At 65.8% G+C, this 18,020-nt stretch carries 19 protein-coding genes and 1 tRNA gene; 14 read left to right on the top strand and 6 right to left on the bottom strand.

Annotated elements, in window-relative coordinates; genetic code table 11:
- Window positions 1-615 precede the first annotated feature (615 nt).
- A complete protein-coding gene (locus ACZ5AC_RS15410) occupies window positions 616-1,074 on the bottom strand; it encodes an L-2-amino-thiazoline-4-carboxylic acid hydrolase (protein ID WP_464248454.1) in 459 nt (152 codons plus the stop codon).
- Between the two features lie 44 nt (window positions 1,075-1,118).
- On the opposite strand from ACZ5AC_RS15410, the gene ACZ5AC_RS15405 reads away from it, so the two are divergent.
- On the top strand, window positions 1,119-1,523 hold the full coding sequence (locus tag ACZ5AC_RS15405; RefSeq protein WP_464248453.1) for a cereblon family protein: 405 nt from the start codon (window positions 1,119-1,121) through the stop codon (window positions 1,521-1,523).
- 181 nt (window positions 1,524-1,704) lie between these two features.
- Here ACZ5AC_RS15405 and ACZ5AC_RS15400 read toward each other — a convergent pair whose 3' ends face one another.
- Window positions 1,705-2,391, bottom strand: coding sequence for an SIR2 family NAD-dependent protein deacylase (locus ACZ5AC_RS15400; protein WP_464248452.1), 687 nt, complete (start codon window positions 2,389-2,391; stop codon window positions 1,705-1,707).
- Window positions 2,392-2,474: 83 nt separating this feature from the next.
- Between ACZ5AC_RS15400 and ACZ5AC_RS15395 the strand changes: the two genes are divergently transcribed.
- The 5 genes from ACZ5AC_RS15395 (at window position 2,475) to ACZ5AC_RS15375 (ending at window position 9,281) form a co-directional block, all read left to right on the top strand.
- Entirely contained in the window at window positions 2,475-3,293 is an 819-nt protein-coding gene (locus ACZ5AC_RS15395) for a TatD family hydrolase (protein WP_464248451.1), read from the top strand.
- 338 nt (window positions 3,294-3,631) lie between these two features.
- The gene (locus ACZ5AC_RS15390) at window positions 3,632-4,405 is read left to right on the top strand and encodes a tRNA threonylcarbamoyladenosine dehydratase (RefSeq protein WP_464248450.1); all 774 of its coding nucleotides are present in this window, start codon (window positions 3,632-3,634) and stop codon (window positions 4,403-4,405) included.
- Window positions 4,402-4,938, top strand: coding sequence for a DUF3750 domain-containing protein (locus tag ACZ5AC_RS15385; RefSeq protein WP_464248449.1), 537 nt, complete (start codon window positions 4,402-4,404; stop codon window positions 4,936-4,938). The genes ACZ5AC_RS15390 and ACZ5AC_RS15385 overlap by 4 nt, the downstream gene beginning before the upstream one ends.
- Before the next feature lie 123 nt (window positions 4,939-5,061).
- Window positions 5,062-6,195 (top strand): efflux RND transporter periplasmic adaptor subunit, encoded by a 1,134-nt coding sequence (locus tag ACZ5AC_RS15380; protein ID WP_464248448.1) that lies wholly within the window; start codon window positions 5,062-5,064, stop codon window positions 6,193-6,195.
- Complete coding sequence (locus tag ACZ5AC_RS15375) at window positions 6,192-9,281, top strand: efflux RND transporter permease subunit (protein WP_464248447.1); 3,090 nt, start codon at window positions 6,192-6,194, stop codon at window positions 9,279-9,281. The genes ACZ5AC_RS15380 and ACZ5AC_RS15375 overlap by 4 nt, the downstream gene beginning before the upstream one ends.
- A gap of 89 nt (window positions 9,282-9,370) precedes the next feature.
- Here the strand turns inward: ACZ5AC_RS15375 and wrbA are convergent, their stop codons facing one another.
- The 3 genes from wrbA to ACZ5AC_RS15360 all read right to left on the bottom strand — a co-directional run bounded on the left by wrbA (window position 9,371) and on the right by ACZ5AC_RS15360 (window position 11,408).
- The gene (wrbA, locus tag ACZ5AC_RS15370) at window positions 9,371-9,982 is read right to left on the bottom strand and encodes an NAD(P)H:quinone oxidoreductase (protein ID WP_464248446.1); all 612 of its coding nucleotides are present in this window, start codon (window positions 9,980-9,982) and stop codon (window positions 9,371-9,373) included.
- Between the two features lie 154 nt (window positions 9,983-10,136).
- A complete protein-coding gene (locus ACZ5AC_RS15365) occupies window positions 10,137-11,204 on the bottom strand; it encodes a tRNA(5-methylaminomethyl-2-thiouridylate) methyltransferase (RefSeq protein ID WP_464248445.1) in 1,068 nt (355 codons plus the stop codon).
- Between the two features lie 127 nt (window positions 11,205-11,331).
- Window positions 11,332-11,408, bottom strand: a tRNA-Met gene (locus tag ACZ5AC_RS15360).
- Between the two features lie 67 nt (window positions 11,409-11,475).
- Between ACZ5AC_RS15360 and ACZ5AC_RS15355 the strand changes: the two genes are divergently transcribed.
- Together ACZ5AC_RS15355 and ACZ5AC_RS15350 are read left to right on the top strand one after the other, a co-directional pair.
- Window positions 11,476-12,207: a glycosyltransferase family 2 protein gene (locus ACZ5AC_RS15355; RefSeq protein ID WP_464248444.1), complete on the top strand. Its 732-nt coding sequence runs from the start codon at window positions 11,476-11,478 to the stop codon at window positions 12,205-12,207.
- Between the two features lie 100 nt (window positions 12,208-12,307).
- On the top strand, window positions 12,308-12,595 hold the full coding sequence (locus ACZ5AC_RS15350) for a lipid-A-disaccharide synthase N-terminal domain-containing protein (RefSeq protein WP_464248443.1): 288 nt from the start codon (window positions 12,308-12,310) through the stop codon (window positions 12,593-12,595).
- Here ACZ5AC_RS15350 and ACZ5AC_RS15345 read toward each other — a convergent pair.
- Window positions 12,535-13,137: a phosphatase PAP2 family protein gene (locus ACZ5AC_RS15345; RefSeq protein WP_464248442.1), complete on the bottom strand. Its 603-nt coding sequence runs from the start codon at window positions 13,135-13,137 to the stop codon at window positions 12,535-12,537. The two genes, ACZ5AC_RS15350 and ACZ5AC_RS15345, sit on opposite strands and share 61 nt — an antisense overlap.
- 131 nt (window positions 13,138-13,268) lie before the next feature.
- On the opposite strand from ACZ5AC_RS15345, the gene rpmH reads away from it, so the two are divergent.
- From rpmH to mnmE, 6 genes are all read left to right on the top strand, one after another.
- Entirely contained in the window at window positions 13,269-13,406 is a 138-nt protein-coding gene (gene rpmH, locus ACZ5AC_RS15340; RefSeq protein ID WP_015775318.1) for a 50S ribosomal protein L34, read from the top strand.
- The gene (gene rnpA, locus ACZ5AC_RS15335) at window positions 13,394-13,765 is read left to right on the top strand and encodes a ribonuclease P protein component (protein WP_464250619.1); all 372 of its coding nucleotides are present in this window, start codon (window positions 13,394-13,396) and stop codon (window positions 13,763-13,765) included. Before rpmH ends, rnpA begins: the two co-directional genes overlap by 13 nt.
- Window positions 13,766-13,781: 16 nt before the next feature.
- A complete protein-coding gene (yidD, locus tag ACZ5AC_RS15330) occupies window positions 13,782-14,015 on the top strand; it encodes a membrane protein insertion efficiency factor YidD (protein ID WP_464248441.1) in 234 nt (77 codons plus the stop codon).
- A gap of 5 nt (window positions 14,016-14,020) precedes the next feature.
- On the top strand, window positions 14,021-15,634 hold the full coding sequence (gene yidC / locus ACZ5AC_RS15325; protein WP_464248440.1) for a membrane protein insertase YidC: 1,614 nt from the start codon (window positions 14,021-14,023) through the stop codon (window positions 15,632-15,634).
- An 82-nt stretch (window positions 15,635-15,716) separates the two neighbouring features.
- Window positions 15,717-16,604 (top strand): Jag family protein, encoded by an 888-nt coding sequence (locus tag ACZ5AC_RS15320; RefSeq protein ID WP_464248439.1) that lies wholly within the window; start codon window positions 15,717-15,719, stop codon window positions 16,602-16,604.
- A 41-nt stretch (window positions 16,605-16,645) separates the two neighbouring features.
- The gene (gene mnmE, locus ACZ5AC_RS15315; RefSeq protein WP_464248438.1) at window positions 16,646-18,019 is read left to right on the top strand and encodes a tRNA uridine-5-carboxymethylaminomethyl(34) synthesis GTPase MnmE; all 1,374 of its coding nucleotides are present in this window, start codon (window positions 16,646-16,648) and stop codon (window positions 18,017-18,019) included.
- Window position 18,020 lies beyond the last annotated feature (1 nt).

Genomic DNA, 18,020 nt, shown 5'->3' with positions numbered 1-18,020 from the left:
GCCCCAGCGTGGTCGAGCAGGCCGCCTCCTGTCCGGGGGGCGGCCTTTTTCGTGCGCGCGGTTCCGGAGTTGTGCGGATCGTGTGCGGAAACGGAAGGGGCGCCCGGGCGGTGTTTTCGGAACACGACCGCCGTGTCTTGGAACACGTTAGGAACATTCGGTGAACACCCTCGTGAACAGATTTGGAAGAGATGCGAATGGGCTGTGCATTTTGTGCGTAAACAGGATAACATTGCGAAATTAAAGATTATGTGATGTTTTCATCGCTGTTCCCTGTTTCGAGCTCGCGTCCGGGAGAAGGGGCGGGCGCATTTTCAGGGGACCGGGTCAGGGAGCTTTGATGGATTTGGGCAAGGAACAAGTTGCGAACATTTTTGGGCACAAGGTTCCGCACATCCGACCTGAAATGCGCCTGAGATCGGCGTGCTCGGTCGAGTCAGGGGGAATGAGCGTGTCGAGTTGTTCGAAACTCAAGTATTTATCTATTTTTATGGAATTTTTTATAGACACGGCGCTGTTCGCAGTCATGGCGCCGCCGTCAGTTCGGCCTGGCGTCTGAGGACGGACGAAGGCGGAGGGGCGCGGGCGGGAAGGGAGATCGGCCGGGAGAGCGGGTCACCCGGCCCAGGAGAAGGTGAAGAGGCAGGCGGGCGCGCCCTGTATGATGGTGCGGGAGCGCTCCATGGACAGCCGCGGGCTGTACCCGTGGGCGAAGGGTTCGTCCCGGGAGCAGGACAGGATGAAGCCGAGTTCTAGATCGAGGCCCATGTCCGCGTAAGCCCGGGCGTAGGCGCAGTCCTTGACGGCGAAGGACAGGGTGTTCCCGGCCAGGGCCACGTCTTCGATGGCTAGGGCCCCGCCTTCGCGCCAGCGCTCCAGAACCGTGGCGAAGTGCGCGAGGCTCGGGGCCTGCGGGGCGAGGCGCGCGAAGGCTGCGCCTGCGCAATGGGCGTCCTTTTGGATGGCGTCGGCCAGGACGGCTCGGGCCTGGTCCGCGCCGACAGCGTTCGCGAGGGATTCGAAAATGCGCGCGGCCAGGCTGGCCTGGGCCGTGCGCACGGCGAGCATGTTCATGCGAACCTCTTTGCTTTCAAGGGTGTCTGGGGTACTTTCCCGGCATGTTCGCGCCGCTGCCCCTTTGTTTTCGAAGCGCCGACAGTCCAGGACACAGCCCGGTCCTGGCTGACCAGGATCAGGAATTCCCCGATGAGCCCGGGGAAAGGGTTTTGCTGTGCCGGACCTGCGGCCAGACCGTGGCCCGCGTGCGCGACCGGGTCGATGTGAACGGAAAGCACGGCCACGCCCTGTTCAACCCGTCGGGCATCCTCTTCGAGGTCGGGTGCTTCGCCGCGGCTCCGGGGTGCCGCTTCGAGGGCGGGTTCACCCCGGAATTCACCTGGTTTCCGGGCTACGCATGGCGCTACGCCATGTGCCGCAGCTGCGGGACGCATCTGGGCTGGGAATATCGCGGCTCGGTCGGAGGTTTCGTGGGACTCATCATGACCGAGCTTCGCGAGTCATGATTTGTCCTTATCCTTGTCCTTGTCTTTTGGCTGCCAACTGCAGCCGGTGGGCATGGAGCCTCAGCCGTGGATGCCTATCTTCGGAAAGACGAATCTGACCAGCACGAGCCAGACGCCGAAGATGAGGAGCAGGTACAGCAGTTCCTGCATGCGGTCCTCCTTCCGCCGTGATCAGGCGGTATTATCCGAGCAGTTCATCCACCAGGAGCGGTACGCGCCCGGCGGCTTTTTCCCGGTAGATTCTGGCCCCGGGGACTCTCCCCTCCAGGGCCTCGGGGTCCACGACGATGATCTCGGCCCGGGCCGGGGCGTCGTGGGCCAGGTACGCGGCCGGGTACACGCCCAGGGACGTGCCGACGATGAGCAGCACGTCGGCCGAGGCGACCACGTCGCGGGCCGCGTCCATGGCCGGCACGGGCTCGCCGAACCAGACCACGTCGGGCCGCAGCTGGCTGCCCAGGGGGCAGGTGTCGCCCATGCGGATGGGCCCGTAGCCGATGTCCATGGTCCAGTCCGGGTCCAAGGAGCTGCGCGCGCGCCGGAGCTGTCCGTGCAGGTGCAGCACGCGCGTGGAGCCGGCCCGTTCGTGCAGGTCGTCCACGTTCTGGGTCACGACGCTGACTTTGTGCCCTTGCTCCAGGCGGGCAAGGGCCTTATGTGCCTCATTGGGCTGCACGCTTTCAAGCTGGGCCCGGCGCTGGTTGTAGAAGTCCAGCACCATTGCGGGGTCGCGGGCGAAGGCTTCGGGCGTGGCCACGTCCTCGATGCGGTATTTGAACCACAGGCCTCCCGAACCCCGAAAGGTGGGGATGCCGCTCTCGGCGCTGATGCCCGCGCCGGTCAGAACCACGATGTGCCGCCTGTGCATGTCCGCTCCTTCGGGTGCCGGGAAGAACCCCATGGACGATGGCTAGCACAGGCGGTGCGCAAAGGCAAAACAGGGGTTTTTCCGTGACTGATTGGAACGTGTCCGCCAACGTTGATCTCGTGGACGCCCACTGCCACTTGCAGGACGGGTTCCTGCGCCACGCCCTGGAACCGGCCCTTGTCCGGGCCCGGGCCGCCGGGGTGCGCATGATGTGCTGCAACGGCACCCACGAGGGCGACTGGGCCTATGTCCTGGGCCTGGGCCGCAGCCACCCGGACATCTGCGTGTCCCTGGGCCTGCACCCCTGGTACGTGGGCCAGCGCGGCCCCGCGTGGCTCCAACGGCTGGAGGAACTGGTGGCCGCCAATCCCGTGGGCGTGGGCGAGATAGGGCTGGACAACGCCCTGCCCGAGCGCAACGACGGCGAGCAGGAAGAGGTCTTCCTGGCCCAGATGGGGCTGGCCGCGCGCTATGGCCGGCCCGTGACCATCCATTGCCGCAAGGCCTTCGGGAGGCTGGCCGATCTGGTCGCGGCCATGGACCAGAGGCCGCCGTCCATGATGCTCCACGCCTATGCCGGGTCTCACGAGATGGTGCCCGTGTTCGAGAAACTGGGGTTCCACATCTCCATCTGCGCCTCCATCACCCGCACGGCCAATCGCAAGGCGCGCACTGCCTGCGTGCGGGTTTCGGCCGACAGGCTGCTGGTGGAGTCCGACAGCCCGGCCATCGCGCCCGCGGGCGTGGATTTCGAGCGCAACGAGCCGGCCTATCTGCCCATGGTGGTGGAGGCGCTGGCGGAGTTGCGGGGCGAGGAGCCGGAAGCGGTGGCAGCGCGGACGGCGGCCAACGCGCGAATGTTTTTCCGGTGCTGCGAGGGCGCGGTCGTGGCCGCGGAATGAATCGTAGGGGCAGGCCTGCGTGCCTGCCCTGGCCTGCGCGCCTGCCCTACACCGGACCAAGAATACAGAACGGCCACGGGAGGCGCATGGCCCGCCCCGATGTGGCAGCGCGGCGGCCAGCCGGTCCGCTTGGGCCGGATCGCCTCGAAACTCCTTCGCCGGCCTCGTAGAGGCCAATCGTCGCCCCTTCGAACGCGAGCCTGCGCTTCGGGCGGCTGGCGACGATTGACCAAACGATGCCAGGCTCAGTCAGACAGTCGATGCGACCCGGCCCAAGCGGACCGGCAGGCCTCGGGCCTGGGCACGATGTTACGTAAAGATGAAAAGAGGTTTGCGTTATGATGCGATTCGCCCGGACCATGCAGCTCATCGGCGAGGACGGGTTGGCCCGTCTGCGGGGGGCTACCGTGGCCGTGTTCGGTTTGGGGGCCGTGGGGTCCTATGTTGTGGAGGCCCTGGCGCGGGCCGGGGTGGGGAGCCTCGTGCTCTTCGATCACGATGTCGTGAGCCCGTCCAACATCAACCGCCAGCTCTTCGCCCTGCACTCGACCGTCGGCAGGCCCAAGGCCGAGGTGGCGCGGGCGCGGGTATTGGACATCAACCCGGACTGCGCCGTGGAGGCGCGGATTCAGTTTGTGGACGGAGACAATGTCGCCGGGCTGATGGAGGGGAGGTTCGACGTGGTGGTGGACGCCATCGACGGGGTCAACTCCAAGGTCAACCTCATCGTCGCGGCCCGTGAAAAAGGGCTGGAAGTGGTGGCCAGCATGGGCGCGGCGGCCAAGCTCGACCCATCGAAGATCAGGGCCGCCGACATCTCCAAGTCCTTCATGTGCCCCCTGGCCCAGATCATCCGCAAGAGGTTGCGGCGCAGGGGCGTGACGTCCGGCGTGCGCTGCGTCTTTTCGACCGAGGCGGCGCGCAACAAGAACGAGCCCGTCATCGAGGAGGCGCCGGAGCAGGGCGTGAGCGGCCGGCCGAGGGCGCCCATCGGGTCCATTTCGTACCTGACGGGCATGTTCGGCCTGTACGTGGCCAGCGAGGTGGTGCGGGTTCTGCTCGGCGGCTTCGAGGCCGCCAAACCTGAAGGACAGGAGACGGGAGAAGAATGAAGATGCGTTTTGTGCTGTTGTGTGTCGCGGCGCTCCTGGTTTCGTGTTCCTCGGGCCAGGATTGGCGCACGGCCAGTCGTGAGCCGGCCGGCATCGCCCCGGACCCGGCCACGACCAAAGAGGCCGTGCTGCATGTCTACGGCGCCGACGCCTGGGGCTGGCGCGGCTGGTTCGCCATCCACACCTGGGTCGCGGCCAAGCGCACCGGCGAGGACGCGTACACGGTCTACGACGTGGTCGGCTGGCGGGCCTCCCGCGGTGTGCCCGTGGTGCGCATCGCCCGGGACGCGCCGGACCGCCACTGGTACGGCGCCCCGCCCCGCCTGCTCAAGGAGCACCGGGGGCCGGGTGTGGACGAGCTGATCGATGCCGTGGACCGCGCCGCCAAGTCCTACCCGTGGGTCACGGAATACAAGGCCTTCCCCGGCCCCAACAGCAACACCTTCGTGGCCTGGATCGGGCGGCAGGTGCCGGAGCTCGGCCTCGACCTGCCCTTTTCGGCCATAGGCAGCAGTTATGCCGATTCGAGGTGAGGAACTGCGCAACTTTTTGGGTGATCCGCGGGGCTTTGCGTTGACGCCCTCATGTCTTCGTCCGTATTTCGTGTCGAAAAACATTCCGGACAATCCCCTTCCCCCGCAACACCCGAGATGCCCATGACGAAGAGACGCGTATTCATATTTTTTCTTCTTGTCCTGAGCTGCCTGGCTTCGGGCGCCGCTTCCGCCCAGGAAAAGCCCAGGGCCAAGGCCGCCCCGGTCCTGGCCGGCGAGGCGGTGCGCGGCTCCATTCCCGTTACCCTGACCGCCGTGGGCACCGTCGAGGCCAGCGAGGTGGTGGAGATCAAGGCCCGCATCAACGGCCTCCTGCGCCAGGTGCACTTCGAGGAGGGCAGCGACGTGCGCCAGGGGGATCCGCTTTTTTCCCTCGATTCCCGCGATCTCGAGGCGAAGCTGCGCTCGGCGCGGGCGGGCCTTGACCGCATCAGGGCCCAGCTGAAGAAGGCCGGCGAGGACAAGCGCCGCAACGACGACCTCCTGCGTCAGGGCCTCATCAGCCGCGATCAGCAGGAGACCACGGACACGGCCCTGGCCGCCCTCCAGGCCGAGCTGCGCGAGGCCGAAGCCGCCGTGGAGGCGGCCGCCGTTGATCTGTCCCACGCCGAGATCCGCTCGCCCCTGAACGGCCGCACTGGCGTTCTCCAGCTGAACGCCGGCAACATGGTCAAGGCCAACGCCGACTCGCCCATGGTCGTCATCTCGCGCGTCGAGCCGGTCAATGTGCGTTTCGCCGTGCCCGAGGCCCATCTTTCGGCCATCATGGCCGCCCAGGCCCAGGCGCCCCTCAGGGTCACGGCCAGGCCCGCCGGCGTGAGCGAAGCCGTTTCCGGCAGCCTGTTTTTCATCGACAGCGCCGTGGATTCCGGGACGGGCACCATCACCCTGAAGGCCCGCTTCGCCAACGGCGGGCGGCAGCTCTGGCCCGGCCAGTTCGCCGACGTGAACCTGGAAGTCGGGACCATGCAGGACGCCGTCCTCGTGCCCGAGCGGGCCGTGGCCCCGGGGGCCGAGGGCGAGTACGTGTTCGTCATCCTGAACGACAATACCGTGGAGTACCGCACGGTCAGGACCGGGCTTCGCCACGGCGACCGGGTCGTCGTCGAGTCGGGTCTGAACGGCGGGGAGCGGATCGTCCTCGACGGGCACCTGCGCCTCACGCCCGGCGCGGCGGTGACCATCCGCAGCGAGGGCGGCGGCCCGGCCGAAGGTGCGCCGGGGGCCGGCCAATGAACATCGCCGACCTCTTCATCCGCCGGCCCGTGACCACGACCCTGGTCATGCTGGCCATCCTGGTCTTCGGGGTCATGAGCTACCGCATCCTCCCGGTCAGCGACCTGCCCAACGTGGACTTCCCGACCATTTCAGTCTCGGCCAACCTTCCCGGCGCCAGCGCCGAGACCATGGCCTCCACCGTGGCCACCCCTCTGGAACGCCAGTTCGCGACCATCGCGGGCATCGATTCCATCAGTTCGACCAACACCCTGGGCTCCACGCGCGTGACCCTGCAGTTCGCCCTGGAGCGCTCCATCGACGCCGCGGCCCAGGACGTGCAGTCGGCCATCGCCAAGGTCCAGCGCCAGCTGCCGCCGGACATGACCAGCCCGCCGTCGTACCAGAAGGTCAACCCGGCCGACTCGCCCGTCTTCTACCTGACCATGTCCTCGGCCACGCAGCCCATGTCCGTGGTCAACGAGTACGCCGACAACGTCATCGCCCCGCGCATCTCCATGATCGGCGGCGTGGCCCAGGTCTCGGTCTACGGCGCCAAGAAGTACGCGGTCCGCGTGCAGCTCGACCCCAAGGCCCTGGCCGGCCGCGACGTGGGCCTCGAGGAGGTCGCCGACGCCATCGACCGTTCCAACGTTAGCCTTCCCACGGGCACCCTGTACGGCGAGTTCACGGCCATGAACGTGCAGGCCAGCGGCAAGCTCATGGACGCGGCGGCCTTCCGGCCCCTGATCGTGGCCTGGCGCAACGGCGCTCCCGTGCGCCTGCACGACCTGGGAGAGGTCGTCGACAGCGTGGAGAACGACAAGATCGCCAGCTGGCGCGGGGACACGCGGGCCATCGTCCTGGCCGTGCAGCGGCAGCCCGGCACCAACACCGTCGAGGTCGTGGACAACATCCGCAAGCTGCTGCCCGCCTTTTCCGAGCAGATCCCGGCCTCCATCGAGCTCAAGGTCCTTTACGACCGCTCCGAGTCCATCCGCGAATCCGTGGACGACGTGAAGTTCACCCTGCTGCTGACCATGGGCCTGGTCGTCGGCGTCATCTTCATCTTCCTGCGCAACGTGCGCGCCACGCTCATCCCGAGCATGGCCCTGCCCATGTCCGTGGTCGGCACCTTCGCCGTCATGCACCTGTGCGGGTACTCCCTGGACAATCTGTCCCTCATGGCGCTCATCCTGGCCGTGGGCTTCGTTGTCGACGACGCCATCGTCATGCTCGAGAACATCGTGCGCCACCTGGAGATGGGCAAGCCCGTGCTCCAGGCCGCGTTCGACGGTTCCAGGGAGATTTCCTTCACCATCCTGTCCATGACCATATCCCTGGCCGCCGTGTTCATCCCGGTCCTGTTCATGGGCGGGATCGTGGGCCGGCTTTTCCGCGAGTTCGCGGTGGTCATCTCCGTGGCCATCCTCATCTCCGGCTTCGTGTCCCTGAGCCTGACGCCCATGCTGTGCTCCCGCTTCCTCAAAGGCTCGCACGAGGTCCGGCACGGGGTGGTCTTCAGGGCCTCGGAGAAGGTCTTCGACGGCCTGCTGGCCCTGTACCGCTGGAGCCTGGCGGCCTGCCTGCGGCATCACGTGCTGACCTTCCTCGTGTCTCTGGCGGTGCTGGCCGGCAGCGTGGTCCTGTTCCGCGACATGCCCAAGGGCTTCCTGCCCAGTCAGGACACGGGGCAGATCAACGGCGTGACCGAGGCCGTGCAGGGCATCAGCTACGAGAACATGGTCCGCAACCAGCTGGCCCTGCACGAGGTGCTGCAGGGAGAACCGGCGGTGGAGACTTTCATGTCCGTGGTCGGCGGCGGCGGCCCCAACGCCGCGGGCAACTCCGGCCGCTTCATGATCCGCCTCAAGAACCACGCCGAGCGCAACGAGACCGCCGACGAGCTCATCGCCAAGCTGCGCCCCAAGCTGAACACCCAGCCGGGCATCCAGACCTTCCTGGTCAACCCGCCGGCCATCAATATCGGCGGCCGCAGTTCCAAGAGCCTGTACCAATACACCTTGCAGAGCCCGGACACCGACGAGCTCTACCGCTACGCCGTGATCATGGAGGAGAAGCTCAAAGGGCTGCCCCAGCTGCAGGACGTGACGAGCGACCTGCAGCTCAAGAACCCGGAGGTGCGCCTCCTCATCAACCGCGACAAGGCCGCGAGCCTGGGCGTTTCGCCCAGGGAGGTGGAGCTGGCCCTGCAGTCGGCCTTCGGTTCGCGCGAGGTTTCGACCATCTACGCGCCCACGGACAGCTACTCGGTCATCATGGAACTGCTGCCCGAGTACCGGCGCGACCCATCGGCCCTGTCGCTCATCTACGTCCGCACCGGAGACGGCAGGCTCGCGCCCCTGGACACCCTCGTGGACACGACCACAGGCGTCGGCCCACTGTCCGTGAACCATTCGGGCCAGCTGCCGTCGGTGACCCTGTCCTTCAACCTGCGCCCCGGGGTGTCCCTGGGCGAGGCGACGGCCGCCGTGGAGGCCCTGTCGGCGCAGACCCTGCCCGACACCTTCAGCGCGAGCTTCCAGGGCACGGCCCAGGCCTTCCAGAGTTCCCTGAAGAACATGAGCCTGCTGCTCGTTCTGGCGGTGCTGGTCATCTACATCGTGCTGGGCATCCTGTACGAGTCCTTCATCCACCCCCTGACCATCCTGTCAGGCCTGCCCTCGGCCGGCTTCGGGGCGCTCCTGACGCTCAAGCTCTTCGGCATGGATCTCAACCTGTACGGGTTCGTGGGCATCATCATGCTCATCGGCATCGTCAAGAAGAACGCCATCATGATGATCGACTTCGCCCTGGAGGCCCAGCGGGAGGGGAGCAAGACCCCGGCCGAGGCCATCTTCGAGGGCTGTCTGGTGCGCTTTCGACCCATCATGATGACCACCATGGCCGCCATCATGGGCACCATGCCCATCGCCGTAGGCTACGGCGCCGGCGGCGACGCGCGTCAGCCCCTGGGCCTGTGCGTGGTCGGCGGCCTGATCACCTCGCAGCTCCTGACCCTCTACATCACGCCGGTCTACTACATGTACCTGGACAAGGCCGGTCGTTTCGTGCGGCGGGCTTTCGGAGCAAAGGCCGTGGCCTAGGGAGGCGATGCTCCCGGGAACCCCTTGAAAAACGAAAAGCCCCGCGATCGCCAGACCGCGGGGCTTCGTTCATCTCTTGGTGCAGACCGTCAGCCTTTGAGCTTGAGTCCGATTTTCGCCAGGTGGGCGGCCTGGTAGCGCACGCCGTCCAGGTCGTTTTGCGACGGCTGGCGCGAGCCGTCGCCGCCGGCGATGGTGCTGGCCCCGTAGGGCGAGCCGCCGGTGATCTCGTCCATGCGCATCTGGCCCTGGAAGGCGTAAGGCAGGCCGACCACGACCATGCCCTGGTGCAGCAGGAAGGTGTGGAAGGACAGGATGGTCGACTCCTGCCCGCCGTGCTGGGTGGCGCTGGAGGTGAAGACGCCGCCCGGTTTCCCGACCATGGCGCCGTTCGCCCACAGTCCGCCCGTGGCGTCCAGAAACTGGCGCATCTGGCCGGTCATGTTGCCGAAGCGGGTGGGCGTGCCGAAGAGCACGGCGTCGGCCTGGCCCAGTTCCTCCACCGTGACCACGGGAACGTCGGCCTGGGCCCGGGCCTCGTCGAGGGCGCCCATCTTGGCCAGCACCTCGTCGTTCAGGGTTTCGGGGACGCGGCGCAGGGCCACTTCCACGCCGGGGATTGCGGAAGCGGCTTCGGCCGCTGCCTTGGCCATGGTCCGGATGTGTCCGTATGCGGAGTGATAGACGATGAGCATCTTCATGGCGTTCTCCTTGTTTGGCCGATGCGGCCAGGGGTGGGTGTTGTCGTAAACCCCAAAAGATAGGGCCTATCGGGTCGTCGTCAAGGACGCCCGCGAAAATGCCGGACCGGCCGTCGGGACTGGACGGCCCCAAAGGCGACCCGTGCGGCGGCCGTCATCGTCCCAGGCTTTTTTCCCATTCCTTCTGCTGTGCCCTGGTCGCGGGCCAGGTGGCGTTGTCCGTGAACCCGTGCGGGGCGTCGGGGCGGACGGCGACGATCCGCTCCTGTCCGAACCGGGTGACGGCAACCTCCACCTCGCCTCCGCTCCTGCGGGCCTTGGGCGAGAAGGAGGCCAGGCATGCCGCTGCCTCGGCCAGGATGTCCTCGGGCCAGTCCCGGTCGGGGACGGGGCAGCCCACGGCGTGGGGGCCGGGGAAGTTCTTGAGCACGAAGACGTAATGCTCGGGCCGCACCAGCTTCAGGAGCTTCTCGTTGTCCTTGTGCTCCCGGCCCATGGCCAGCCAGTGGCCGCCGTCGCGCCAAAGCTGGCGGCCGACGTTGGCCAGGTCGAAATAATGGGCCAGGGGCCGGGGAAAGGCGCGCAGGATGGGCCAGTAGCGCCTGGCCGATTCCCGCTCGCCCAGGCGGCAGCCTCCGGCCTGGGTGGGGATGGTCGTCACGCCCAGTGCCCTGGCCAGGTCGTACTGCCCTTTCCGCCCGCGGCCCACCAGGGACGGGAGCTTCGAGCGGTCGACGAGGCCCGACTCCTCCATGGGCGTGGGCTGGAGCACGCCCGCGCTCAGGGGGCGCAGCAGCACGTCGCGCACGTCGGCGTCGTTGCGGATGATGTTCAGTGTGTCGGCGCGCTGCGACATGGGGCGCTGCCCGAGGACCTCGCCAGAAATGATGAACTTCGCGCCGTATGCCGGCAGCAGTTCCTTGGCCCTGCGCAGCATGAGGATCTTGCAGTCCACGCAGGGGTTCAGAACCTTGCCGAAGCCGTGGGGCGGGAAGGCGGCCATGAGGTCGACGAACTCCTGGCCGACGTCGATGACCTCCACCGGGATGCCGTACTCGCTCTCCCAGAAGTCCTTTTTCTCGGGCTTGCCGAAAAAGGGGCTGACGAAGTGCAGGCCCAGGACCCTGTGCCCGTGGCTCTGCAGGAGCTTGGTGGCCAGGATGCTGTCCAGGCCTCCGGAAAAGAGGGACAGTGCGTCGAATGATTCTGTGGTCATGTTCATGGAAATAATCGTTGCGGGCAGGCCGGACAAGGAAGGGCCGCCCATGTTGGACCGGATGTCGGCGGATATGTCGGGCTGGGCAAAACGGAAAGGGCTTGAATGTTTCCATCCAAGCCCTTGATCTCTTTGGTAGCGGGGGCAGGATTTGAACCTACGGCCTTCGGGTTATGAGCCCGACGAGCTACCATGCTGCTCCACCCCGCGTCATGTGAGAAGAGCTTTCTATGCAGGTTTACAAGGCTTGTCAAATGCTATAGTCACTTTTTTTCGTATGCAGAACAAAATCGACAAAATTTCACTGATAATTCCGGTATATAACGAAGAAGAAAATCTTCGGGATCTGTATCTGGAGATCACGCGGAGCCTTTCCGGGCTGACCTGCGGGTGGGAAATGGTGCTGGTCGACGACGGCAGTTCCGACGGAAGCCTGTCCGTCATCCGCGAGCTGGCCGCCGCCGACCCCCGTGTGCGATATATCTCTTTCGCTAGGAACTGCGGGCAGTCCGCCGCCTTTGCCGCGGGTTTCCGTTTTGCCGGCGGCGATGCGGTCGTGACCCTCGACGCGGACCTGCAGAACGACCCGGCCGACATCCCGGCCATGCTCGATGTGTACGAGCAGGGGGCGGACATGGTCATCGGCTGGCGGATCAGGCGCCGGGATTCCTTCGTCAAACGCTGCGCCTCCCGCTTCGCCAACTGGGTGCGCAACAGGGTCAGCCGGGAAACCGTGCGCGACACGGGCTGCTCCCTCAAGGTCATGCGTACGGAAATGGTCCGCTCCATTCCCATGTTCACCGGCATGCACCGCTTTCTGCCGACGCTCATGAAGCTGGAGGGTGCCAGGGTGGCGGAGGTGCCCGTCAATCACCGTCCCAGGAGCAAAGGCGTATCGAAGTACGGGATCTGGGACCGGGCCTGGGCCTCGGCGTACGACCTCCTGGCCGTGCGCTGGATGCAGAAGCGCCACATCGGCTACGATGTCGCCGACACGAACCTGAAATGAACCCCGGCCCGTCCGGGCAAGGCCTCCGGCCGCGCTCCAGCGCGGAAGGGGCGTTGCCGGGGCTTGCCTGAATCCGGCGCCAATGCGTCATGGGTGGGATATGGACTTTTCGACCGAGTGGTGGCTGCTGGCCATCGGCTTTCTGGGACAGGCCTTTTTCTTCATGCGCTTTTTCTGGCAGTGGGTGGTCTCCGAAAAGGAGAAGCGCAGCGTCATCCCCATAAGCTTCTGGTATTTCAGCCTGCTGGGGAGTTTTTTTCTGCTGACCTACGCCATCCTGCGCCGCGACATCGTCTTCATCGTCGGCCAGTCCACGGGTTCCGTCATCTACTTGCGCAACCTGTACCTCATCCACCGCGAGCGGATGCGGTCGCAGAGGGAGGGGTAGACCACCAGGACGATGCCGCCCACGGCGAGCCCGACGGCCCAGCCGGCCAGGACGTCCGTGGGGAAGTGCTTGCCGACGTACACGCGCGAAAAGCCGATGGCCAGCGGCACCAGCCACAGGGCCTTTCTGCGCCATCCTGCGTACAGGAAGAGCGTGGCCGCGGCTGCGTTTGACGCATGGGACGAGGGGAAGGACGAGCCGGAGCGTTTGTCCGTCGTGAAGTCGGCGGGCCGCGCTTTCCAGACGCCCGAGTCCTGGTAGCGGGTCCCGGGCAGGCGGTGGTGGGGCCGCACACGCCCCGCGATCTCCTTGATCTGGTAGCAGGTCAGGTCCGAAACGGCGATGCACAGGGCCATGCCCACGACCACGGCCAGGGTCACGCGCCTGCTCCACAGGCCCATGGCGGCCAGGGCGATGCACAGTACCCACAGGACGGCCTCGTTCGAGAAGAGCGGCATGACCGCGTCGAACAGGCCATTTTGCATGTCCTGATTCATCCAGGCGAAGAGCGCCAGCTCCCAGTCCGGGGTGTGAAAATGCATGGTCCCTCCTTTATCCGCCTAGTTTGGGTGAAGCGGATGAAATTGTCCAGAGTTGACATGCACGAGAGTGCTTGACGAGTCGCTTTCTTGCGGCTATTTTCCCAGTTTACTTTTTTCGAAGGAGAACAGAAATGAGCAAGAGAACATATCAGCCCAGCACCACCAAGCGCAAAAGAAGCCACGGGTTCCTGGTGCGCTCCCGGACCAAGAACGGCCAGGCAGTCCTGCGCCGCAGAAGAGCCAAGGGAAGAAAAAGATTAGCCGTCTAGTCTCCCCTTCCTCGTACCGCCTGAAGAGACGGCCCCAGTTCACGAGCTGTTTTGATCGGGGCCGTCGTTTTTTCTCAAAGAGTTTCAGCCTCTTTGTTCTCGAGCGGGAAGACGCCGGGGGGACCTGGCGTCTTGGACTGACGGTGAGCAGAAAAGTCGGCAAATCCGTGCGGCGCAACCGGATCAAACGTCTGGTCCGGGAGTTTTTCCGGCTCCATCAGCACGATTTTTCCCTGCGCGCGGACATTGTCGTCGTGCCCAAGCGAGGCATCTGCGCGGACAGCCTGAGCCTGGCGCAGGTATCCTCGGAACTCGGCCCCCTGATGGCGAAGATCGTGTCCCGGGCCACCGCCGGGTAGGCTGACCGGAGATTGCATGAGACGAGCATTCGTATCTTTCCTTTCCCTGTATCAGTACCTGATATCCCCGCTGTATTCCCCGTGTTGCCGCTTCACTCCTTCGTGTTCCGAGTACGCCCGGCAGGCCGTCATGACTCATGGCATCTTCCGGGGGATGGGCCTCGCCTTCATGCGGATCATGCGTTGTCATCCCCTGTGCGCCGGCGGCTACGACCCGGTTCCCTCCCCTAACTTCTCAAAGAGAGATTGAAATCGATGGATAGCAACAAGCGCGTCATCCTTGCCGTTTCCCTGTCCCTGATGGTGCTTCTGGGCTGGAATTACTTCTTTCCGCCCATCACCCCCCTGGAGACGGAGACCCAGAACGTGACTGCCCCCAACCAGACCGTGGCCCAGGCGCCCGAGTCCGGAGCCCAGACCGCGCCCGCGGCATCGTCCGCCCCGACGGTACAGTTCTCGCCTGCCGGCGGGCAGAAGCTGAACGTGGACACCCCCCTGTACCACGCCGTGATCAACACCTCCGGCGGCGTGCTCGAGAGCTTCGTGCTCAAGAAGTACAAGGAAACCATCGTCGAGGGCTCCAAGAATATCGATCTGGTGTCGGCCCAGTCCCTCACCAAGGCCCCCATGGGCCTGATCTGGAACTCCCAGCCCACCTGGGCCCAGGGTGAATGGACGGTGCAGGGCGGCGACATGGGCCTGGCCGACGGCCAGACGGGCGCCATCCAGCTGCTGGGCACCATCGGCGGCGTGAAGATCGAGCGCACTCTGATCTTCACCGGCGGCACCTACGAGATCAAGGAAGAGGTCAAGATCATCAACACCTCTCCCGCCCAGATCCAGGGCAACCTGGCCTTTTCCTTGTCCAGCGCAAGCCTCACCGACGAGAGCGACAAGTACAACCTGACCAAGATCGCCTACATGGCCGCCGGCTCCCTCCAGCAGGAGGACAGCCACAAGGACCTGCAGCTGGGCGTCGAGTCCTCGGCTCCGGCCCAGTGGGGCGGCATCGAGAGCAACTACTTCCTGCTGGCCCTGGTGCCCACGTCCGCGGACATGCCCGTGCGCGCCAAGCTCGAGGACAACGTCTACCGCCTGACCGTTGCCGACCAGATGCTCCTTGATCCGGGCGTCACCCAACTTCGTACGACTTCCTACTATCTCGGACCCAAGACCGCCCAGGATCTGGCCGCCATGCCCAAGAACCTGAGCGCCAGCATCAACTACGGCTTCTTCGACATCATCGCCAAGCCCCTGAACCAGTTCCTGCATTTCCTCCACAGCTACGTGGGCAACTACGGCGTGGCCATCATCATTCTGACCGTGATCATCAAGATCCTGTTCTGGCCCCTCTCGCACAAGAGCTACAAGTCCATGGAGCAGATGAAGAAGCTTCAGCCCATGATGGCCAAGATCCGCGAGAAGTACGCCGACGACCGCGAGAAGATGAACACCGAGATCATGCAGCTCTACAAGACCTACAAGGTCAACCCGGCCGGCGGCTGTCTGCCCATGCTGCTGCAGATCCCCGTGTTCTTCGCCCTGTACCAGGCCCTGCTCGGCGCCATCGAGCTGCGGCACGCAGCCTTCATCCCGCAGCTGCCATTCACGGACATGGTCTGGCTGGCCGACCTCTCGGCCAAGGACCCGTACTACATCACGCCGCTGGTCATGGGCGCCACCATGTTCCTGCAGCAGCGCATGTCCCCGCCCATGGGCGACCCCATGCAGGCCAAGATCATGATGTTCATGCCCGTGATCTTCACCTTCCTGTTCCTGAACTTCCCGTCCGGCCTGGTCGTGTACTGGCTGGTCAACAACGTGCTTTCCATCGGCCAGCAGTGGCTGATGATCAGAAAGTCGAAGTAGTGCCCCTCGGCGCGGTTCCGGCAACGGTGCCGCGCCTGCAGTGGGCGCGTTGTTGAACTTCCGGGACGCGAAGGAGAATTGCATGAGCGCATACAAGGAATTCCGGGCCAAGACCGTGGACCAGGCCATCGAGGACGCGTGCCGTTTCTTTGCCGTGGAGCGGGACGCCCTGGAGATCGAGATCCTCAGCGGCGGGTCCTCGGGCATTTTCGGTCTGGGCGCCAAGAAGGCCGCCATCAGGGCCGTCCGCCGGCGTATTTCCTCCGTGCCGGAGGAAACGGCCGCGCCACAGAAGAAGGAACCGGTCGTTTCGCAGCCTGCGGCACCCGCCGCAGCACGTCCGGATGAAGAGACCGAGACCGTCGAGGCTGACGGCGAAACCGGCCCCGATCTGGCCGAAGAGTTTGACGACGAGGACGAAGGGGCTCCCGCGGTCCAGCTTTCCGACGAGGAAAAGGCCCGGCTGGAGGCCGACATCCGCACCATCATGACCGCCCTTCTGCGGCCCATCGCCGAGAACGTGACCCTGACCGTCGACGTCGCGTCGAGCCCCGTCACGGTCCACATCGAAGGCGAGGAGAGCTCGGGGCTCATCATCGGCCGCGACGGCCAGACCATCACCGCCCTGCAGTACCTGGCCAACCGCATCGTTTCCAAGACCTGGCCCAAGAGCCCGCGCATCCAGCTCGACGCCGGCGACTACCGGCAGAAGCAGGAGGAACAGCTCCTGAGCATCGCCCAGTTCCTGTCGGAAAAGGCCAAGAAGTCCGGCCGGGTGCAGAGCACCAGGCCTTTGAGCTCGTTCCACCGCCGGGTGGTGCACATGGCCCTGCAGGATGACCGGGGCGTGCAGACGCGCAGCAAGGGGGAAGGGCACATGAAGCGGGTCCTCATCCTGCCGGTCAAGCGCGGCAAACACGCAGGCCGGCCGCCCAGGCGGCAGGAGCCGCCGCAGGCGCGTCAATCCTAACAACCAGGGCGGGCCTGCACGGTCCGCCCTTTTTTTACGCCATGCCAACACACACCGATACCATCGTCGCCATCGCCACCCCGCTCGGACAGGGCGCCATCGGCATCGTCCGCCTGAGCGGTCCCGCGGCCCGGGACATCGGGCTCGGGCTCTTCCAGTCCTCGCGCCCGGATTTTTCCGGTTTCGGGGCGTACCGCCTGCACCATGGCCAATTGCGTGACGCGGCGGGAAACTTCATCGACGAGGTCCTGACCGCCTGGATGCCGGGCCCGCGCTCCTTCACCGGCGAGGACGTGCTCGAGTTCCAGTGCCACGGCGGCGCGGCCGTCCTGCGTCTGGTGGTGGAGGCCTGCCTGGCCCGCGGGGCGCGGCTGGCCGAAGCGGGGGAGTTCTCCAAGCGCGCCTTCCTGAACGGCCGCATGGACCTGACCCAGGCCGAGGCCATCATGGAGCTTGTTGCCGCGCCCACGGGCGTGGCCGTGGGCCTGGCCGGGACCAAGCTCGAAGGGCTTCTGGCGCGGCGCGTCGCCGAACTCCGCGCGAGCCTTGAGACGCTGCGCGTGCAGCTCTGTGTGGCGGTGGATTTTCCCGAGGACGAAGTGGAGTGCCTGGCCCCTGAGGAGCTGGAGCGCGGCGTGTCCGAGGCGCGGGCGGCCATGGCCGAACTGGCCGGCAATTACGACCGCGGCCGCTGCTGGCGCGAGGGCGCCCTGGTGGTCCTGGCCGGGCAGGTCAACGCGGGCAAGTCGAGCCTCATGAACGCAATCCTCGGCGTGAGCCGCGCCATCGTCACGGACATCCCCGGTACGACCCGCGATTATCTGGAAGAGTCCGTGCAGCTGGACGGACTGCCCGTGCGCCTGGTGGACACGGCGGGCCTGCGCGCCTCCCTGGACAGCGTGGAGATGCTCGGCATCGAGCGCAGCCGGGAACTTATGTCCCGGGCCGACCTTGTGCTGCTGGTCATCGACGCGGACCTGGGCCCCGGCGCCGAGGATCTCGACCTGGCGGAGGCGGTGAAGAATCTGCTGGTCGTGGCCAACAAGATGGATCTCGTGTCCGGCGCCCCCGCATGGTTCGCGAAACAGCCCTGGGATGAAAGGACGATCTGCCCCCTCTCGGCCAAGCACGGCCAGGGCCTGCCCGACCTTCTGGCCGCCGTGCGCGGCCTGGTCGCCGGCGCCGGCACCCCCGAACCCGGCGCCCTGGTCCCCAACCTGCGCCAGCACACGGCCCTGGTCGCCGCCATGGGCGAACTGGACCGCCTCCTGCACGACCTGGCCGCAGGCCTGCCCTACGACATCCTCTCGGTCCACCTGGACACGGCCTGCGCCCTCCTGGGCGAGATCACGGGCGAGATCACCTCGCAGGAAGTGCTGAACGCCGTTTTCGACGGGTTCTGCATCGGGAAGTGAG

It is taken from the genome of Desulfomicrobium aestuarii (assembly GCF_055385525.1).
The sequence above is the reverse complement of the archived record's forward strand: the minus strand, read 5'-3'. Positions and strand labels throughout refer to the sequence as shown.